Consider the following 18,682-nt stretch of genomic DNA (forward strand, 5'->3'; position numbering starts at 1 on the left):
CGCCCCAATCAAAAAAATACATCCGCCGCAGGGATCGCCATGCGGCCTTTTGCGGTGGATAGAACAAGATTGCCGCGGTCGTCCACTGTCTCGAATGTGCCGGTGATTTCATCGTTGACGGTGCGGGCGGTGATGACCTGACCCAGGCGCGCGGCGCGGGACAGCCATTTTTCGCGGATCGGGGTGAAGCCATAGGTGATAAACTGCGTCTCATAACCCGCATAGATCGGGGCGAGAATATCCAGAAATTCTTCAGGTGTGACTTGAACGCCTGTTTCGGACAACAGCGATACGGGTGTGACAGCGCCGGGTTCAACCTGCCCTGGCGCCTGCATCAGATTGACGCCGATGCCGATGGCCAGGTGTGTCACCTGTGTGCCGCCCAGACTTTCCAGCAGAATGCCTGCGACCTTGCCGCCGTTCAGAAGCACGTCATTGGGCCATTTCAGGGCAAAGGCCCGCGGGCGACCGGACACAGCGACGAATGCATCGAACAACGCAAGTGAGGCGCCAAAAGACCTTAGCGCCACGACCTCGGGCGGCTCAGACGGATGCAGAACCAGAGTGGCTGCAAAATTGCCCTTGGGGTCGGTCCAGGCGCGGCCGCGCCGCCCGCGACCTGCGGTTTGCTCAAGCCCTAAAATCCACTCAGGTCCGCTAAGGGTGGGGGCAAGACGCGCTGCCTCGGCCATGGTGCTGTCGACCGTCGCCAGCACGCGCCGCCTGTAGCCTTGCGGCCAATCAGTTGACAAGGGTTGCCGCTGCCGCCTGCGCGACACTTTCGATGCCGAACAGGTTGATCACACCAAAGACCATCACCGCGGCCGAGGCCATCAGAAAGCCCCAAAGGACAGGTGATGTGCCTTTGTCCAGCTCCTCGGTCTCTTCGCCGAAGTACATATAGTAGACGATCCGCAGGTAATAGAAGGCCCCGATCACGGATGCGATGACACCCGCGACCGCCAGCCAGCCCAGTCCGGCCTCATACGCCGCGCGCAGCACATAAAGCTTGCCGAAGAAGCCCACCAGCGGCGGTACACCGGCCAGGCTGAACATCAGAACCAGCATCGCCAGCGCCTTGGCCGGTTCGCGGCGGGAATACATCTGCAGGGACGCAATATCACTGACCGGCTGGCCGTCTTTTTCCATCGACAGGATGAACGCAAAGGTGCCGATGTTCATGGCCACATAGATTGACATATAGATCAGCATCGCCTGCACGCCGAACGCTGTGCCCGCCGCTAGGCCCATCAGCGCAAAGCCCATATGCGCGATCGACGAATAGGCCATCAGCCGTTTGATATTGCTTTGCCCGATCGCAGCTATGGCCCCCAGGAACATCGATAGCACCGACAGGAAGGCAATGATCTGTTGCCAGTCGCCCACGGCCCCGCCAAAGGCGTCATGGACTACGCGTGCGAACAGCGCCATCGCGGCGACCTTGGGTGCCGTGGCGAAGAAGGCGGTGACAGGCGTGGGCGAGCCTTCGTAAACGTCGGGCGTCCACATATGGAACGGTGCGGCCGACACCTTGAACGCCAGGCCCGCCATCAGGAAAACAAGGCCAAAGATCAGACCCAGTGACATTTCGCCCGCTGTGGCCGTTTCGATAATACCGCTGAACAGCGTCGTCCCGGCATAGCCATAGGTCAGCGACGCGCCATACAGCAGCAGACCCGACGATAGCGCGCCCAGAACAAAGTATTTCAACCCGGCTTCCGTCGATTTCGCGCTGTCCCGCCGCAGGGCAGCCACGACGTAAAGCGACAGCGATTGCAGTTCCAGTCCCATGTAAAGCGCGATCAGGTCCCCGGCCGACACCATGACCATCATGCCAATCGCAGCAAAGACCACCAGAATGGGGTATTCAAACCGCAACAAATCATGCTTGGCCATGTATTCGTGGCCCATCAGCAATATCGCGGCGGACGACAGAAGGATCACGACCTTGGCAAAGCGGGAAAACCCATCGTCGATGAACATGCCGTTGAACGCGATCTGAGTGCCCTGCCCCGACAGACCGATCCAGGCGGCCATAATCACCAGCATTGCCGATGTGATCCACAGCACAAGTGACGCAGCACCGTCTTTCAGCGTGTAGACCGCCCCCAAAAGCGCCAGCATGGCGTAAACGGCCAGGATGATCTCGGGCAGAACGATGGTCAGGTCTTGTGCTATCATTGTCTTCTTGCCCTTAGTTCGATGCGACCTGCGTCGCGGCCTCGAATGTCGCAACGGCTGTTTCATATTGTCCGATCAGCGCCTGAACCGAGGGGCCGATGATATCTGTGACCAGCGACGGATAGACACCCAGCAACAGCGTCATCACGATCAGCGGCGCAAAGATCGCGCGTTCGCGGCGGGTCATGTCGGTAATGGATTTCAGACTTTCCTTGATCAGATCGCCCATCACCACCCGGCGGTAAAGCCACAGCGCATAGGCCGCCGACAGGATCACGCCCGTCGCCGCAACCAATGCAACCCAGGTATTTGCTTGGAATACACCAACCAGCGTCAGAAATTCGCCCACAAACCCGCTGGTGCCCGGCAGCCCGACGTTCGCCATGGTAAACAGCATAAAGACCAGCGCATAGGCGGGCATCCGGTTGACCAGACCGCCATAGGCGTCGATTTCGCGCGTGTGGATCCGGTCATAGATAACGCCCACACACAGAAACAATGCGCCCGAGATAAAGCCGTGGCTGATCATCTGGAAAATCGCGCCATCGATGCCCTGTTGGTTCACCGCGAAAATCCCCATGGTCACATACCCCATATGCGCGACCGAGGAATAGGCGATCAGCTTTTTCATATCGTTCTGCATCAGAGCCACAAGGCTGGTGTAGACGATGGCAATGGCGCTCAGCCACAGGATCAGCGGCGCAAAGATGTCCGAGGCGACCGGGAACATGGGCAGGCTGAACCGCAGAAAGCCATAGCCGCCCATCTTCAGCAGGATCGCGGCCAGCACGACCGACCCCGCCGTGGGCGCCTGCACGTGGGCATCCGGCAACCAGGTGTGCACAGGCCACATCGGCATCTTCACCGCAAAACTGGCAAAGAACGCAATAAACAGCAGCGTCTGCAGCCCGCCAAAGATCTGCATGCCAAGCAGGCTGAATGTCTCGGATCCGAACTGGTGACGCAGCAGCGATGGAATATCGGTCGTGCCTGCATCGGCATACATCGCCACCATTGCGACCAGCATCAGAACCGACCCAAGGAAGGTATAAAGGAAGAACTTGAAGCTGGCGTAAATCCGGTTCTTGCCGCCCCAGATGCCGATGATCAGGAACATCGGGATCAGGCCCGCTTCAAAGAACAGATAGAACAGTACCAGATCCAGCGCCATGAAGACGCCCAGCATCAGGGTTTCCAGCACCAGAAAGGCGATCATGTATTCCTTGACGCGGTGCGTCACATCCCAACACGCCAGAATGACCAGCGGCATCAGGAAGGTCGTCAGCATCACGAACAACACGCTGATGCCATCGACGCCCATCTTGTATTGCAGGCCAAAAATCCACTCACGCTCTTCCACCAGTTGGAAGCCGGTGTTGTCGGGCTCAAACTCGGTCAGGATAAAGATCGAAAACAGGAACGTCGCCAGCGTCGCCCAAAAGGCCACCCATTTCGCGTTTTTCTGCGCCGCTTCGTCATCGCCACGCAGGAAAACACCCAGAATGACCGCGCCAAGCAGCGGCAGAAAGGTGACGATGGAAAGAAGGTTATCCATTAAGTGCCTCTTTCGTCGAAAACACCGCAAAGGCAAGCACGGCGAACATCAAAAACGTGGTCAGGCCGACCGCCCAGTGCCACAACAGTGAACCGGGAATGCCATAAAGTATCGCACCGATCAGCGCCAGACCGACCGGCCCGTGTTTTTCACCCGCAGGCGCGATGCCAATACGGATACCCGCGATGAATAGAAGGACCACCCCAAGGGCCAGCAGGATGAACAGGATTATCGTGCCCATCAATTAGCCCCCGAAGCAAGTGTCATCCAGGTGATCAAAACGGCAATGCCGATGACCATGGCAAAGACATAGTGGAACAGATACCCGGACTGCGCGCGACCGGCCAGCCGGGTCAGCATCGGAATAATCCCCATCGCAAGCCCGTTGATGCCGCCGTCAATGACCGCACCATCGCCCTTCTTCCATAGGAAGCGACCGATGTTCTTGGCACCGCGCACAAACAGGAAGTCATAGATTTCGTCGAAATACCACTTGTTCAGCAAGAACTGATAAAGCGGCCATTGGTTCTCGGCCAGTTTGCCGGGCAGATCGGGGCGGCGGATATACATCTGGAACGCCAGAAAGAACCCCGCCAGCATCGCGATAAAGGGCGCGACCTTGACCCAGGTCGGCACCTTGTGGGCGTCGTCTAGCGTGGTGTTTTCAGGGCTGACATAGATCGCACCCTGGCCCGGCTGACCCGCAAAGACATAGTGATGTTCGTCCTTGCCAGCCTCAGCGCTTTCAGAATGGGTGTCGCCGTGGCTTTCCTCATGCACCTCTTCATAAGGCACACCAAAGAACCGCGCGACCTGATCGGTGTGGCCGAAAAAGCTGTTGTACCAGATCATGCCGGAAAACACCGCACCCAGGCCCAGCACCCCAAGGGGGATCAGCATGACCATTGGACTTTCATGGGCATGTTCGTGGGTGTGTTTGTCACCGCGGGGGCGCCCATAGAACGTCAGGAACATCAGACGCCAGCTGTAGAAACTGGTCATCGCAGCCGCAATCACCAGCAGCCAGAACGCGCCCTGCGCGCCGACATAAGCGCTTTCGATCACAGCGTCTTTCGACAGGAACCCGGCAAAGCCGAAATAGGTCAGCGGGACACCCACACCGGTGATCGCCAGCGTCCCGATCATCATCGCCCAGAAGGTATAAGGGATTTTCTTGCGCAACCCGCCATAGTTCATCATGTCCTGCTCATGGTGCATGGCATGGATGACGGAACCTGCCCCAAGGAACAGCATCGCCTTGAAGAACGCATGTGTGAACAGGTGGAACATCGCCACCGAATAAACCCCCACACCCGCGGCCACGAACATATAGCCCAACTGCGAACAGGTCGAATAGGCGATGACGCGCTTGATGTCGGTCTGCACCAGCCCCACGGTCGCTGCAAAAAACGCCGTCACAGCGCCGACTGCGGTGATGAAGGCCAGTGCTGCCGGCGCGAACTCCATAATCGGGGACATGCGGCAGACCAGGAACACACCCGCCGTCACCATCGTCGCGGCGTGGATCAGGGCGGATACGGGCGTCGGACCTTCCATCGCGTCGGGCAACCAGGTATGCAGGAACAACTGCGCCGATTTACCCATCGCGCCGATAAATAGCAGGATGCCAATCAGGTTGGCGGCGTTCCAGTCCGTCCACAGGAAAGTGATCGTCGCCTCGGCCAGACCGGGGGCTGCGGCAAAGATGTCGTCAAACCGGATCGAATCCACCTGCAGATAAATCGCAGCCATCCCCAGGATCAGCGCCAGATCGCCCACGCGGTTGACGATAAACGCCTTCATCGCCGCGGCATTGGCACTGGGTTTGCGGAAATAGAAGTTGATCAGCAGATAAGACGCGACGCCCACGCCCTCCCATCCGAAAAACAGCTGGACCATGTTGTCAGCGGTCACCAGCATCAGCATGGCGAAGGTGAAGAATGACAGATAGGCAAAGAACCGTGGACGATAGCTTTCGCCTTCGCGGAAGTTGTCGTCATGGGCCATATAGCCCAGCGAATAAAGATGCACCAAGGCCGAAACACTGTTGATCACGACCAGCATGATCGCTGTCAGCCGATCAATGCGAATGGCCCAGTCAGATGTCAGCGTGCCGCTTTCGATCCAGGTCAGCAGTTGCACGGTATAATAGCCGTTTTCATGGGCCGTCGGATCAAAGATGAAAAAGACGATCCAGCTTAGGACCGCCGCCAGAAACAGCAGTATCGTCGCTGTCCATTGTGCGGCGGTCTCGCCAATGATCCGCCAGCCGAAACCACAGATCAGCGCGCCAATCAGCGGGGCAAAAAGGATGATCGTTGCCATGGCCGCTTACCCCTTCATTACGTTGACATCTTCGACCGCGATCGTACCGCGGGTGCGGAAGAAACAGACCAGAATGGCCAAACCAATCGCCGCCTCGGCCGCGGCCACGGTCAGCACGAACAGGGTAAAGACCTGACCCGTCAAATCGCCCAGAAAGCTGGAAAAGGCCACAAGATTGATATTGACCGCCAGCAGCATCAGTTCGATTGACATCAAAAGGATGATGACATTCTTGCGGTTCAGAAACAGGCCAAAGATGCCAATCACAAACAACGTCGCCGCGACGGTCAGATAGTGTTCAAGTCCGATCATTCCATCGCTCCTGCTGAGGCTGGATAGAAAACTTTGCACCCGCAAAATGCATCTATTTGCCGATTTACTGGTTCTGATATATTCAAACGAGCTGCCCCGATAGTCACTTGAAAACGCTGGCGTTTTGCTACGGTCGCCAAGCGCACCAGATCGTCGCCTTTTGTCAGATCAAACCGACCCTCAGGTTTTATATGAGATTCAATTTCATAAGGCTGGCCGCATGAAGTTTCTTCACCAATCTCTTTTCCAAAGATCGTTATCGTCTCGACTCTACTGCAATCTGAAACGATCACAGCTGTTCCAAAACTGATCTCAATAATCTGTGAAACACGGCTATCGCCAAGATCTTGAGCTGCCTGGCCATTGGCTGGCCAATACAATTCTTCACGGTAAAAGCTGCAATCGTTTTTGATAGAGATTGGAGGCAAAACATAGTCTTCTGGCTGTTCAGGAAAAGTACATGCAAATGTGCTGTTTGCAGCAAAGAAATAAACGGCACATACAAAAGCCAAAAGCAGTTTCATCGTTTCTGCGCCCCTGGAGTATCGGGATAGAACGTTCTGCACGCACAGCTGAGATCGGCTGGTCCCGTGCTGCGCGCCTTGTAAGGGTTGGAAAGCGGTTCTAGCCAAGTGATGTCGTGCCCTCTGCGGGCAGCGCTCGCCGCAAGCTCGGGGAGCGGGTCGCGCAATTCCAACGCCCCATTGGGCGCAATCGCGGATTTGATATCATACAAAAAGCCACCCCCGTTGGGTACTGCCTGCGTCAAATCGGGACCGATCTGCACCTGTTGACTGGATGTGCACTGTGTCAAGATGATCGAACTGTCGAGATCGCAGCCATTGCCGTACCCGATGATCTGAGCAACCCGACCCTCGCCAAGGTCCAGCGCAGGTTCGCCAAAATTCTCGCCTATATGCTGTGGCTCGACATAGCTGCACAGATCGCCGTGCTCAATCGGGCCCGGATTTTCTACATAGCCCGGGGAGCATGCCAGCGCGCTCAGCGGTGCCAACACCGCGAGAAGGGATATGAAGCAGATACGGCGCACTCCGGTTACAGCCCCTGCCCCGGTTTGACGTCTTTCAACTCCATCGCCTTTGCCGGGTCGCGGTACATCTGGGCCAGAACGTCCTGGCGTTTGATGTCGCTGCGGTGACGCAGGGTCAGAACGATGGCGCCGATCATGGCGACCAGCAGGATCAGACCGGCCAGTTGGAACAGCATGATATAGTCATCATAGATCAGCAGGCCCAAAGCGGCGGTGTTGTGGATATCTTCGGGTGTGTTCGCGGCCAGGCGTTCTTCGAACCCGCTGGAAAACTCCCACGCGCCAAAGGCCAGCGCCAGTTGCATCAGAAGAACGACCGCGATCAGCAGAGCCAGCGGCGTGTACCTTGCAATCTCGGCCTTCAACTCGGCGAAATCCACATCCAGCATCATCACGACGAACAGAAACAGCACCGCAACCGCGCCCACATAAACGATGATCAGCAACATCGCCACGAATTCCGCGCCCAACAGCACGAACAACCCGGCCGAGGACAAAAACGCCAAAATCAGCCACAGGACCGAATGCACCGGGTTCCGGCTAAGGACGGTGAACAGCCCACCGGCGATGGTGCTGATGGCAAAGGCATAAAAGGCGATCGCGGCTACGGTCATGCGTCTTTATCCTCTTTCTCGTCCAGAACCTCATTGGCCAGTTCCATGGCCTTGGTCATCGCTGGCACCCCACCGAATACACCCATCTGCGCGATGGTCTCGGCGATTTCCTGTTTCGTCGCGCCGGCCTCAACCGCGTGACGCACCGTCAGCCGCACCTGCGCTTCGGCCTGTGCCCCCAGAATGGTCAGCGCGCCAAGCGTCAACAGCAAACGGGTCTTGGCGTCAAGCCCATCGGGGTTGAAAGTCTTGCCCATGAAGGTTTCCATCAGCTCTTTCGGCATGGTTGGCCAAAGTGCCTCAAACCCCTTGGGCGTAAAGGATTCCAGCGCCGGGTTCAGCGCCCGCGCCCATTCCTGACTTTGCGCCATCATCACTTCAAAGGGGTTTTTCGGGTCAGTCATTTGGTATCGCCATCCTCAGGATACATCGTGATTTCGAAAAGGGCCCCCGCAGGCGCATCTTCCCAGGTGCCGGCATAGCGCGTCTTGGCGTCTGTCAGTTTGCCGCGCAATTGACCAACCAGTTTTAGAAATTCATCGCGTGAAGACAGTTCGGCAGAACAGTCCGCGTAAGTTTCGCTGTTTTCATCAGACACGATAGCCAGGGCACGATCCGCCAGATCAGCCGCACCTTCGGTTTCGCGCAAATCCTCGGCATGGGGCGCGGTCGCCTTCTGAAAATCTTCATCCAGCACCGTGGCGGCTTCACCCAGACTGACGGCTATCATATCGGCGGCTATCATGGCTGAAATGACCTGCCCTTCGTACATTTCTTTCGTGACACCTTCGGCAACGATCCCACCAGCGGCCTCCATCAAAACGGCATCCAGCGTGCCTATGGCAAAGTCCGTGCCCATATCGTCGATTTCCTCAAGCAAAGGCTCTTTGAGGTCGGGATCAAACGGATATTTTGCGACTGCATCAACCATTGGCACTCTCTTCTGCCTCGAACACCTCAATCGCGGCGTTCAGGGCGTTGATCATCGCGGGAAAGCCGCCGTAAAGGGCCATCTGGTTGATGACCTCGGCCACTTCGTACTTTGTGGCACCGGATCGCAAGGCGTTCAGCACGTGGATTTTCAGCTGAGGCACCGTCTGCCCGCCCAGCGCCGCCAATCCCGCCACTGTGGCCAGATAGCGCGTTTTGTCATCCAGAACGCCGCGGGTGTAATAGTGGCCAAACGGCACTTCCATCATTGTCTTGGAAAAGCCGGGCAGCAGAGCATCATAACGGTCGCGCAGGGCCTCTTCGATGCCGGGGTTTGTCGCTTCGGCCTTGGCCTTGCCGCGCTGATAGGCGTCGCTGGTCATTTGCCTTTTCCCTCAAGCCTGTCGATCCGCATAGCAAGCTCATCGATGCTTTGGGTGATCGCATAATGCAGATTGGTGATATCGTTATGCATCCGAAAGATCTTGCGGCCCAACTGACGCAGCACCTCGACCGATGGGTCGCCCTTTTTCTGGTCGGCCAACTTTTCCAGCTCGGCCTTATATTCCTCCAGAATATCAACACTGATCTGCTTGTTTTCCAATCTTTCCGCAAGATCCGGCAAATCACCCGGGCGTGGCGGCGTAAAATCGGGGTTCAGATCATGGGCCTTCGCGGCCTGACGCAGCCGCGCTTCAAGGTCCGCAAGGCTGGCGCGCCAGTCGTCTGCCTCGTCGCTGTCATCCCACAACTCGACCAGCTCAGATGCGTCCGTACGGACCTGACCAAGCACAGCCAACGCCATACCAAGACTATCGTCATAAAACTTGACCGAGGCTTCAAGTCCAAAAGGATCCGCCTGATCGCCCGTGCGCGGTTGTCCCAAAGCAGCGGCAATCACTTCGGCCCCAGCAACGGCTGTGGCGCCAATATACGCATCAATGTATTCTACTTCGAAAGTCGCACTAAAGGCCTCTCGGATAGCTTCCACCCGGTCAGAGGGATGATCAGCCTCTTCCAGCGCCGCCAGCAGATCAGCCGCGTCGTCATTGTCAAAGCTATGTATGCCCCAGGTGCCCATCCGATCAAATCCTTTTGTCTTTATATCTTGCAGTGTTATTTGCTTTTCGCCGCGAAGCTTATCGATATCAACTTTTTTGAAAGCCGGTTTGGGTGCCTGATCGTGATCAGCGTGTTTCACCTCGATGACCAGACGAAAATCAGCTGCACCTGCGATCAGCCGGCGCTCAAGATCGGTAAGATTTTCCTGCCATTCGTGCGCCTGATCAGTGCCGTCCCAAAGGGCGGCCTGTTGCGACGCTTCCTGCCGAACATGTCGCAACACCGTTAGCGCCTCGCTGATGCAGTTATGACGAAATTTAAGACAGGTGCTCACCTCATAGGGATCGGTTTCACAGCCCGCGCGCGGATGCCCAAAGGCCGCAGCCATGACCTCTGCGGCTGCAACGGCAATTGCTGCATCCTTCAAATCAAGCTCGGACGGATCTGCATCAAGCACAGCCCCCACGGCATTCTCGACACGTTCACAATTGAAGATCGGGGGGTCGTACTTCATCGCATCCAACTGCGCCAGAAAACGGATCGCGTCAGAATTGTCAAAGCTATGTATTCCCCAAGTGCCCATCAGCGGTACGGTGCGTCGATTTCCAGGTTGCGGGCAATTTCGGCTTCCCAGCGTTCGCCGTTTTCCAGCAGTTTGGCTTTGTCGTAATACAGCTCTTCCCGCGTTTCGGTCGAAAATTCGAAATTCGGCCCTTCGACAATCGCGTCCACCGGGCAGGCTTCCTGACAGAAGCCGCAGTAGATGCATTTGGTCATGTCAATGTCATAACGCGTGGTGCGGCGGCTGCCGTCTTCGCGGGCTTCGGCATCAATGGTGATGGCCTGGGCGGGGCAGACAGCTTCGCATAGTTTACAAGCGATGCAGCGTTCTTCGCCATTGGGATACCGCCGCAGCGCATGTTCGCCACGAAACCGCGGGCTAAGCGGGCCTTTTTCGTGAGGGTAGTTCACGGTGGCCTTGGGGGCAAAGAAATACTTCATCCCCAGTTTGAAGCCTTTGAAAAAATCGGCCAAAAGGAAGTACTTGGCCGCTCGGGTATAGTCGATCTGGGTCATTTCGCACTCTCCGAATAAAGAAACTTCGCTTGTGACGTAATCATCGCGAGATCAGATGAAAATCCAAAGTCCCTCAAATCGTTTTCCGCCTCATCTATGGTGAAGTTTTTGTCAAAATCCAAAAACTTGCTTATCATTTCTGCGCTTTCATAGGCGCACGCAGTGTCATCTAAACTTCTGCACGCTTCAAAGCGAATGACCGACAAGCCAAGCTCTCCGCCGCCAGTATGTTTGAAGTTGTTGCTTAGAGCGCCAAGAATATCTATGCCACGTTCTGTGATTTGTTTTTGGTTTTCAGCTGTTTCTTCTGTAGCGGCACGGATGGCAGCTTCGTAGGCTGCGATCATCTCATAGGAACACCCATGATGATGATCACCCCGACAAGCTTCGGGATAATCCGTTTCTTCATGATCAAAAGCAGATGCAAGGTTATCAAAGGCACAGCCCCAGTCATCAGCTTGTGCGCAGCTCACGTAATTTGAAAGCAATATCTGTCTGTCGTCGGCGTTTGCAAAAGAAGTATGCAAGCCGAAAAGGAACGCAAAGCCCATTGCAAGTGCATATGGTCGAAGCGGCGTCATCCCCCAACACCCGAGCGCACATAAGCGCCCCAGAACCAGCCGAACTGGGCAGCGAAGGCGACGAAGACAACCCAGGCCAGCGAAAACGGCAGGAAGACTTTCCAGCCCAGGCGCATCAGCTGGTCATAGCGGTAGCGGGGCGTGATGGCCTTGACCATCGCAAACAGGAAGAAGAAAAACGCCATCTTCGCAATCATCCAGACCGGCCCATCGGGCAGGAATGGCACGGGCGACAGCCAGCCGCCAAAGAACATCAGGCTCATCAAGGCGCACATCAGGAAAATGGCGATATATTCGCCTGCCATGAATAGCAAAAACGGCGTTGATGAATATTCAACCTGATACCCTGCGACCAGCTCGGATTCCGCCTCGGGCAGGTCAAAAGGCGGACGGTTCGTTTCGGCCAAAGCCGAGATAAAGAACAAAAACACCATCGGCAGATGCGGCAGCCAGTACCAGCCTAATAAGCCATATGGGGTGTCTTGCGCAGCGACAATGCCGCTAAAGTTCAGTCCGGTGGGTCCAGTAGAGATGATCACGCCAACAATAATCAGACCGATCGACACCTCATAACTGATCATCTGCGCGGCCGACCGCAGCGACCCCAGGAAGGGATATTTCGAATTCGATGCCCAACCGCCCATGATCACGCCATACACCTCAAGCGACGAAATCGCGAAGACATACAGAATGGCTACATTGATATCGGCCAGCACCCATCCATCGTTAAAGGGAATCACCGCCCAGGCGACCATGGCCAGCACAAAGCTGACCATCGGGGCCAGCATGAACACCGTCCGATCCGCCCCGGCGGGCACCACGATTTCCTTGACCACGTATTTCAGCGCATCGGCCACAGTCTGCAACAGACCAAAGGCCCCCACCACATTGGGGCCCCGCCGCATCTGCACAGCGGCCCATATTTTACGGTCGCCGTAGACCAGAAACAGCAGTGATACCATCACAAAGCCCATCACCAGCAGGCATTGCAGGAATATCATCAGGGCAATCCCGGCGTTCGTGGTCAGAAACTCAGCCATTGTCGTCATACCGTCCTTGTTCACAGCACCGAACGCAGACGAAGTATGGCTTGCTGCGCCGCTGGCCGTTTGCTGTTAACAACATCCCGCGCCTAAATTCCAGCCCAATCCGACCAACTTGTGCGCAGATGTCGCGCGATCCACGATCAAATCGCGTCGAAACCACCTTCAGTCTGCAATTGTTGGGTTATCTTTCGGCAACACCGGCTTTCAGCAGGCCCTGTACAAAGTGCCGCCCGCCGTTGGTTTCCAGTCCGGGATACCCGGCTTCGCGCAGGGCATGGATCGAAAATGTGGGTTCGACCGACAACAGCTTGTCCAGATACATCTTCGCGCGATCCATGTGACCCAGATGGGCATTGCTGGACACCAGAACGCGCAGCAAGGAATTGAAATAGGGGCGTTCCGACAGGGCCATTTCGCCCGCCTCAATCGCGGTTTGATGTTCGCCTGCGAAATTAGCCGTGATGGCGCGGGTGGTCTGGTAGTAATAGCTCAGTGAACTTTGCCCGCCCAGATGGCACGCCCATTGCGCCATCAGTGACGCGCGTTTCGGCTGGCCCGCATAGGCGTGCAGCATCGCATACAAATCCCAGGCCAGGGCGATCGTCGGGTTATGTTTCAGCGCGCTTTCAAAAAGCCCCGCGGCAAAGTCATATTCACCAAACAGATAGGAATGCACATGCGCCACAAGGGTGCTGACCAGGGCGTTGTTCCGGTCCAGTTCCAACGCGTTGCGGGCATGTGTCTGCGCCTTTTCAATCACTTCGGCATCTTCGAAGCTGAACCGCTGACCCACACGGAAGGTCATCAGAAATGCCATCCAGGCATGGGCCTGGGCCGAGTTGTTGAATTTCAGGTGCCACTGCAGGATACGTTCTGACCGATCCAGATCTTCGCGCGACAGGCGGAACATATAGGCAATCGCCGCGGCCAGACGGGCGTCTTCTTCGGCCATTTCCGCGCCATCGCGATGCAGGAAATGCTGGATCACCTCATCCACGCCGCGCGAAATCAGATCGTGTGCAAAGCCCGACCCCGCGCGCCGGGCATCCTGACGATAGATGCTGCGTTCAGACGACCAGATCAAACTGCCGTCATGGGGGTCCTGAAACATCAGCGCCGCGCGGAACGTCGAAGGCCCCGCATAAAACCGCATCTGCAGCGCTAGTCCGGCCGTTGTCGGCACAGATTGTATCCATGGCGCACGCGTCGTCGGGGCCGAGGCCGTCGCCAGATCGACGATTTTCAGATCTCCGACCTCCATCAAAGACTTCGACAGCATCCGGTGCAGATCGGCCTGAACCTGTTCCACCGCCAGCCCTTCGCCGAAAACCTGCGGCGGCAAAAGCGCGATCAGCCAGTCGCGTTGGGCCGACATCGACGGGCGCGGCTCATTCTGCCCTACCGGTTGAATGGGCAAAGCACCGGTGCGTTCCGATTTCGGGTCCAGTGAGTGCTGGAAATCAGCATCCTCGACCCGGCGCTGCCAGATCTGACGTTCGCTGATCAGCCAGTCGTCAAATTCGGGGTCCTTGACCTCAAGCCCCTCCAGAAAATGCTCGGTCGGACTAAAGCTGGTCTGGCCGTCCTCATCCGCCTGACGGTTGGGATCCAGCAGTGCCAGCGCATCAACGTCGATGGCATCCATGTTCAGCGAAACGGTGTTCTTGTCGGCCTGTACAACATCATCGGCGATATCGCCAAAAGCGCGCCGAATATCCAATAAAGCCTGGCGCAAACTGGCCGAGGCCTGATCTTCGCCGCTATCGCTCCACAGCTTGTGACGCAGCCAGACCCGTGTCCGTGACCCGCGCGGGGCAACTGCCAACATCGCCAGAATCGCCCGCGACTTTTTGGACTTGGGCGTGATATCATCACCGTTCGCATCAAGCACAGTGAAGGGGCCAAAAAGAAACATCTTCATGGCCGGTTCGGCTTCGTTCCAGATATGTTTCAAGGCCTTGGTGATGACTGGCTCCATTCTCAAATCACCACAATCACCCTGACTTTTGCGCAGAGTTGCGGAATGGTAAAGCAAAAAACGTGAAAAAAGACATATTTACGCACACAACCAAGGCGTGTGTGACGCCAACACATCACGATAGGTTAACACGGTCAGGAAAACTAAACCCTGGGTTTATCTAGCGGCGTCGGCAAAAAATGACCGGTGGGGGGTGACGCCGGGGAAATCATCGGGTAAGGACAAATTATCCAAGCAGGAGGATTTTGCATGATGCACGACAGGACCCCAGATCAGCGATAACGCCGGTCCTGTCTGGGCTGGCTTTTGCCCGCCCCCCCCATCCAATGCAAAATGACGACCCTTCTTCCAAGGATATTCCCCAATGTTCCGCTTCTTCGAGAACCTCGTTGACCCGTTTCAGCCCTATGCCGCGCAGACGCCGCCGAACAAGGTGCTGCCTTATATCTGGTCCCAACTCAAACCACTGAAGGGTTGGCTGCCGATCATGGCGCTGACCAGCCTGATCGTGGCCATCGGGGAAAGCCTGCTGATCTTTTACTCGGGCCATATCATCAATCTGATGACCCAATCCGGCCCCGGTGCCTTCTGGGATGCCCACGGCGGACAAATGCTGATCGCCGCGCTGATCATTCTGCTGCTGCGGCCCGCGATGATCTTCCTCAACCACCTGTTTCTGGAACAAACACTGGTGGGCACCCTGCACGTGCAAACACAATGGCGGTCGCACCGCCACCTGCTGGGTCAGTCCATGGGCTTCTTCCAGAATGATTTCGCCGGACGTCTGGCCAATCGCGTCATGCAAATGGGCCCCGCGACCGAAGATTCGGCTTATATCTTCCTGGAAGCTGTATGGTTTTCCTTCGTCTACGTCATCACCGCGACCCTGGTGATCAGCCAGATCAACCCATGGCTGGCCGTCGTACTGATCATCTGGCTGACGCTTTACATCGCCTACACACGGTTTCTGGTGGTGCGCGTCGCCCACGCGTCGGAAAAATGGTCCGATGGCCGGTCGCTGGTCACCGGCCGCGTCGTCGATGCCTATACCAACATCGAATCTGTCAAGCTGTTCGCCGGCGGCACGGCCGAAGAACGCTATGTCCTGTCCGCCTTCCGCCGGTTCAGGCTGCGGCTTTACCGGTTCCTGCGGCTGGCCACGGAACTGCACCTGGTCCTGAACCTGCTGAACGGTTTCCTGATCGTCGGCATGGGCGGCCTGGCCATCTATCTGTGGTCCGAAGGCCGCATCAACGTGGGCGAAGTCACCGCAGCCCTGGCCCTGACCATCCGCCTGAACGGGATGAGCGGTTGGATCATGTGGGTGGCCATCCGCCTGTTCGAACACTTTGGTGTGATCCGCGAAGGCCTGCGCAGCATTTCCGTGCCCCATTCCGTGGTCGATGCCCCGCAGGCACCCGATCTGATCCGCAAAACCGGCGAAATCCGGTTCGATGGCGTCAGCCACCACTACGGCAAGGGCAAAGGCGGTCTGGACAACGTCAGCCTGACCATCCCCGCCGGGCAAAAAGTGGGTCTGGTGGGTCGCTCGGGCGCTGGTAAATCGTCGCTGGTCAATCTGATGCTGCGCTACCGCGATGTCGAACAGGGCCGCATCCTGATCGATGGCCAGGATGTCTCGACCATCACCCAGGATAGCCTGCGCAGCAACGTCGGAGTGGTCACACAAGACAGCTCTCTGCTGCACCGCTCGATCCGCGCCAACATCCTTTACGGTCGTGAAGGCGCGACTGAGGCTGAAATGATCGACGCCGCCAAACAGGCCGAGGCGCATGAGTTTATCCTGGGCCTGCGCGATCCCAAGGGCCGGACGGGCTATAACGCCTATGTGGGCGAACGGGGTGTGCAACTGTCGGGCGGCCAACGCCAGCGGATCGCGATTGCGCGGATGATCCTGAAAGACGCGCCGATCCTGGTACTGGACGAGGCGACATCGGCCCTCGATAGCGAGGTCGAAGCCGCCATCCAAAGCGCGCTGTATGGCGTGATGCAGGGCAAAACCGTCATCGCCATCGCCCACCGCCTGTCCACGATTGCGCAAATGGACCGGATCGTCGTCCTGGACCAGGGCCGCGTTGTCGAAGACGGCACGCACGATGAATTGCTGGCCCAAACCGGCATCTACGCCAGCCTCTGGCAACGCCAATCGGGTGGTTTTCTGGGCGAAGACGCCGCGGAGTAAGGTCGGCCGCTCTTTTTGAGACCCTCTGCGGGCGGGCGACAAACGTCCGCCCAATCACTCCGCCCGGTGTGCACCACCGGGCCGCGCCAATCCGCCCCCCAGGGCGGCGCAATCCTCTGCAACGTCGCAGTTTATCGCAGAACTTTAGGGCGATGCTTAGATAAGGACGTAAAGCGTTCATAAAAACACAGCTGTTTCTAACCGCCATAAGCCTTTTCTGAAGTCTGACTGCGGACTGAGTGGCAGTTAGCCGCGCCACATTTGTCGGCAGGTCTACGACTAGTAATACGAGGCTATGAAGAGGCAGAGCAGTATCAAAGTTAACGTTGATATCTAGGATATCTATCCTTTATTCCTGTCCTAGACCACGGAGCGTTTTCGCGCTTTCTGTGACGCCATTGCGTTAGGATACGTTGGTACCAGTCTGTAATAGCAGCGGTGTTTTACTGAGTATTTATATTGTCGATTGACAATTTAAAAAAGTGGAGTATGTTTGGTGCCAAGAAAGAAGCACACGTCCAAGGAAATTGAGGCTGTCATCCAAGAGCTCGAAGAACTTGGATGGGATTTGATCGAAGGCAGGAGTCACGCATGGGGAATTCTACGTTGCCCTGCTAACGATAAGGAGTGCCGCTGCGGTGAATTTTGCCAGATGTCTGTCTGGTCGACACCTAAAAATCCGCAGCAGTTCGCCAAAAAAATTCGACAGAAGGCTCTAGCCTGTGTGAAGCTTGAGAATAAAGATGAAGGAAAAGCAGATGGCTGAAGAATTCGAATTCGAACTAGTTTTCGCGCTCCCCGAAGGTGAGCATGATGCATTTGCGCTGTCCGACGCTATTTTCGAGGCTGGTTTCGAGAATGCACTCGTTGGTACCGGTCGCGCCGGTTTGCTGGGTGTAGAGTTGGAAGCTGAAGGAGATGATGCAGAGAGTGCTATCCTTGAAGCGGCGCGTGTACTGATCAAGGTGCTGCCAGCGGGCACTGTCTTGCGCGAGGTCCGTCCTGACTTAGTGAGTCTGGCGGATGTTGCTGAGAAGCTCGAGGTGAAGCGTCAGGCGCTTCAGCAGCGAAAGATGCCTCTCCCTGTCGCAGGTGGCCTTTATCGCATTGACGAAATGATCGAGGTGTTGATGGAGGCCTCCAGACCGAGAAATGGACAGCGCCGCCCTCGCTTCAATTTAGTATCAGCTTCGAAGTGGTTTCGCGCGGGTCCTGCTGCACGTAGAGTGAACGCTCAGCTGACGATGCGTGAGATTGATCCTGCAACGATCGAGCGCGTGTCTCGCCTCAAGCGGGAAGAGCCGAGCTTCCTTCATCCATAAGAAGAGCAGTCAACATTCAGCATTTTGCTGCCTACCAGTTAGCACGACCATAGGTTCAGTAGCCAAACCAGTCCAGACTTTCCTTACCCAAACCTTAACGCTGCAAACTTTGCAAAGTTTTCGATTCGATTTTTGTAAAGTTGCAAAGTTTGGTACCGTACGGTGCGATTTATGAGACGTTAATGGCCTCGGGAAATGGTTAACTAGGGCAGAGTGTTACCGAACTCTATCGCCTCCGCGCGCGTTGACATGAACTTTATCCACAGGGTGATTTCATACAAAACCTCTGCGAATCATGAAATCGCGGCAAATCCTACGAAAAATGTGCAAATTGCACATCTGAATTGTGCAGCTTTACGGTAAATGTGCAATTTGCACACGTGAATTTGCCACCGTACGCAGCATTAAGATTTGTGACCTTGCGTCAAAATCTGCCGCTATGGCG

Annotated in this window: 20 protein-coding genes; 3 read left to right on the forward strand and 17 right to left on the reverse strand. The window is 56.4% G+C overall.

Going from position 1 to position 18,682, the window contains the following annotated elements:
* Positions 1 to 8: 8 nt before the first annotated feature.
* From H7848_RS00900 to H7848_RS00980, 17 genes are all read right to left on the reverse strand, one after another.
* On the reverse strand, positions 9 to 752 hold the full coding sequence (locus H7848_RS00900; RefSeq protein WP_272874369.1) for a biotin--[acetyl-CoA-carboxylase] ligase: 744 nt from the start codon (positions 750 to 752) through the stop codon (positions 9 to 11).
* A complete protein-coding gene (nuoN, locus tag H7848_RS00905; RefSeq protein ID WP_208347255.1) occupies positions 742 to 2,181 on the reverse strand; it encodes an NADH-quinone oxidoreductase subunit NuoN in 1,440 nt (479 codons plus the stop codon). The genes H7848_RS00900 and nuoN overlap by 11 nt, the downstream gene beginning before the upstream one ends.
* A 13-nt stretch (positions 2,182 to 2,194) precedes the next feature.
* Positions 2,195 to 3,736, reverse strand: a complete 1,542-nt coding sequence (locus H7848_RS00910; protein ID WP_208347257.1) for an NADH-quinone oxidoreductase subunit M — start codon at positions 3,734 to 3,736, stop codon at positions 2,195 to 2,197.
* The gene (locus H7848_RS00915; RefSeq protein ID WP_208347259.1) at positions 3,729 to 3,977 is read right to left on the reverse strand and encodes a hypothetical protein; all 249 of its coding nucleotides are present in this window, start codon (positions 3,975 to 3,977) and stop codon (positions 3,729 to 3,731) included. Before H7848_RS00915 ends, H7848_RS00910 begins: the two co-directional genes overlap by 8 nt.
* On the reverse strand, positions 3,977 to 6,061 hold the full coding sequence (gene nuoL, locus H7848_RS00920; protein ID WP_208347260.1) for an NADH-quinone oxidoreductase subunit L: 2,085 nt from the start codon (positions 6,059 to 6,061) through the stop codon (positions 3,977 to 3,979). The genes H7848_RS00915 and nuoL overlap by 1 nt, the downstream gene beginning before the upstream one ends.
* 6 nt (positions 6,062 to 6,067) lie before the next feature.
* Positions 6,068 to 6,373 (reverse strand): NADH-quinone oxidoreductase subunit NuoK, encoded by a 306-nt coding sequence (nuoK, locus tag H7848_RS00925; RefSeq protein ID WP_208347262.1) that lies wholly within the window; start codon positions 6,371 to 6,373, stop codon positions 6,068 to 6,070.
* Positions 6,370 to 6,897 carry a hypothetical protein gene (locus H7848_RS00930; RefSeq protein ID WP_208347264.1) on the reverse strand — a complete coding sequence of 176 codons (528 nt, stop codon included), beginning with the start codon at positions 6,895 to 6,897 and terminating at the stop codon, positions 6,370 to 6,372. Before H7848_RS00930 ends, nuoK begins: the two co-directional genes overlap by 4 nt.
* Entirely contained in the window at positions 6,894 to 7,424 is a 531-nt protein-coding gene (locus H7848_RS00935) for a hypothetical protein (protein WP_208347266.1), read from the reverse strand. Before H7848_RS00935 ends, H7848_RS00930 begins: the two co-directional genes overlap by 4 nt.
* Positions 7,425 to 7,429: 5 nt before the next feature.
* Entirely contained in the window at positions 7,430 to 8,038 is a 609-nt protein-coding gene (locus H7848_RS00940; RefSeq protein ID WP_208347268.1) for an NADH-quinone oxidoreductase subunit J, read from the reverse strand.
* Positions 8,035 to 8,442, reverse strand: coding sequence for a carboxymuconolactone decarboxylase family protein (locus H7848_RS00945; RefSeq protein WP_208347270.1), 408 nt, complete (start codon positions 8,440 to 8,442; stop codon positions 8,035 to 8,037). Before H7848_RS00945 ends, H7848_RS00940 begins: the two co-directional genes overlap by 4 nt.
* The gene (locus H7848_RS00950; protein WP_208347272.1) at positions 8,439 to 8,969 is read right to left on the reverse strand and encodes a hypothetical protein; all 531 of its coding nucleotides are present in this window, start codon (positions 8,967 to 8,969) and stop codon (positions 8,439 to 8,441) included. The genes H7848_RS00945 and H7848_RS00950 overlap by 4 nt, the downstream gene beginning before the upstream one ends.
* Positions 8,962 to 9,351 (reverse strand): carboxymuconolactone decarboxylase family protein, encoded by a 390-nt coding sequence (locus H7848_RS00955; RefSeq protein ID WP_208347274.1) that lies wholly within the window; start codon positions 9,349 to 9,351, stop codon positions 8,962 to 8,964. Before H7848_RS00955 ends, H7848_RS00950 begins: the two co-directional genes overlap by 8 nt.
* Positions 9,348 to 10,613: a DUF4259 domain-containing protein gene (locus H7848_RS00960; RefSeq protein WP_208347276.1), complete on the reverse strand. Its 1,266-nt coding sequence runs from the start codon at positions 10,611 to 10,613 to the stop codon at positions 9,348 to 9,350. Before H7848_RS00960 ends, H7848_RS00955 begins: the two co-directional genes overlap by 4 nt.
* Entirely contained in the window at positions 10,613 to 11,107 is a 495-nt protein-coding gene (gene nuoI / locus H7848_RS00965; RefSeq protein ID WP_208347278.1) for an NADH-quinone oxidoreductase subunit NuoI, read from the reverse strand. Before nuoI ends, H7848_RS00960 begins: the two co-directional genes overlap by 1 nt.
* Positions 11,104 to 11,688: a hypothetical protein gene (locus H7848_RS00970; protein WP_208347280.1), complete on the reverse strand. Its 585-nt coding sequence runs from the start codon at positions 11,686 to 11,688 to the stop codon at positions 11,104 to 11,106. Before H7848_RS00970 ends, nuoI begins: the two co-directional genes overlap by 4 nt.
* Positions 11,685 to 12,728: an NADH-quinone oxidoreductase subunit NuoH gene (nuoH, locus tag H7848_RS00975; protein ID WP_208347453.1), complete on the reverse strand. Its 1,044-nt coding sequence runs from the start codon at positions 12,726 to 12,728 to the stop codon at positions 11,685 to 11,687. The genes H7848_RS00970 and nuoH overlap by 4 nt, the downstream gene beginning before the upstream one ends.
* Positions 12,729 to 12,915: 187 nt before the next feature.
* Positions 12,916 to 14,712 carry an SARP family transcriptional regulator gene (locus H7848_RS00980; RefSeq protein ID WP_237072484.1) on the reverse strand — a complete coding sequence of 599 codons (1,797 nt, stop codon included), beginning with the start codon at positions 14,710 to 14,712 and terminating at the stop codon, positions 12,916 to 12,918.
* Positions 14,713 to 15,076: 364 nt separating this feature from the next.
* On the opposite strand from H7848_RS00980, the gene H7848_RS00985 reads away from it, so the two are divergent.
* The 3 genes from H7848_RS00985 to H7848_RS00995 all read left to right on the forward strand — a co-directional run bounded on the left by H7848_RS00985 (position 15,077) and on the right by H7848_RS00995 (position 18,237).
* The gene (locus H7848_RS00985; protein ID WP_208347282.1) at positions 15,077 to 16,915 is read left to right on the forward strand and encodes an ABC transporter ATP-binding protein; all 1,839 of its coding nucleotides are present in this window, start codon (positions 15,077 to 15,079) and stop codon (positions 16,913 to 16,915) included.
* 496 nt (positions 16,916 to 17,411) lie between these two features.
* The gene (locus H7848_RS00990; RefSeq protein ID WP_208347283.1) at positions 17,412 to 17,681 is read left to right on the forward strand and encodes a hypothetical protein; all 270 of its coding nucleotides are present in this window, start codon (positions 17,412 to 17,414) and stop codon (positions 17,679 to 17,681) included.
* Positions 17,674 to 18,237 (forward strand): hypothetical protein, encoded by a 564-nt coding sequence (locus H7848_RS00995; RefSeq protein WP_208347284.1) that lies wholly within the window; start codon positions 17,674 to 17,676, stop codon positions 18,235 to 18,237. The genes H7848_RS00990 and H7848_RS00995 overlap by 8 nt, the downstream gene beginning before the upstream one ends.
* The last annotated feature ends 445 nt before the right edge of the window (positions 18,238 to 18,682 follow it).

It is taken from the genome of Pseudaestuariivita rosea, assembly GCF_017592335.1.
Taxonomy (GTDB): domain Bacteria; phylum Pseudomonadota; class Alphaproteobacteria; order Rhodobacterales; family Rhodobacteraceae; genus Parasulfitobacter; species Parasulfitobacter rosea.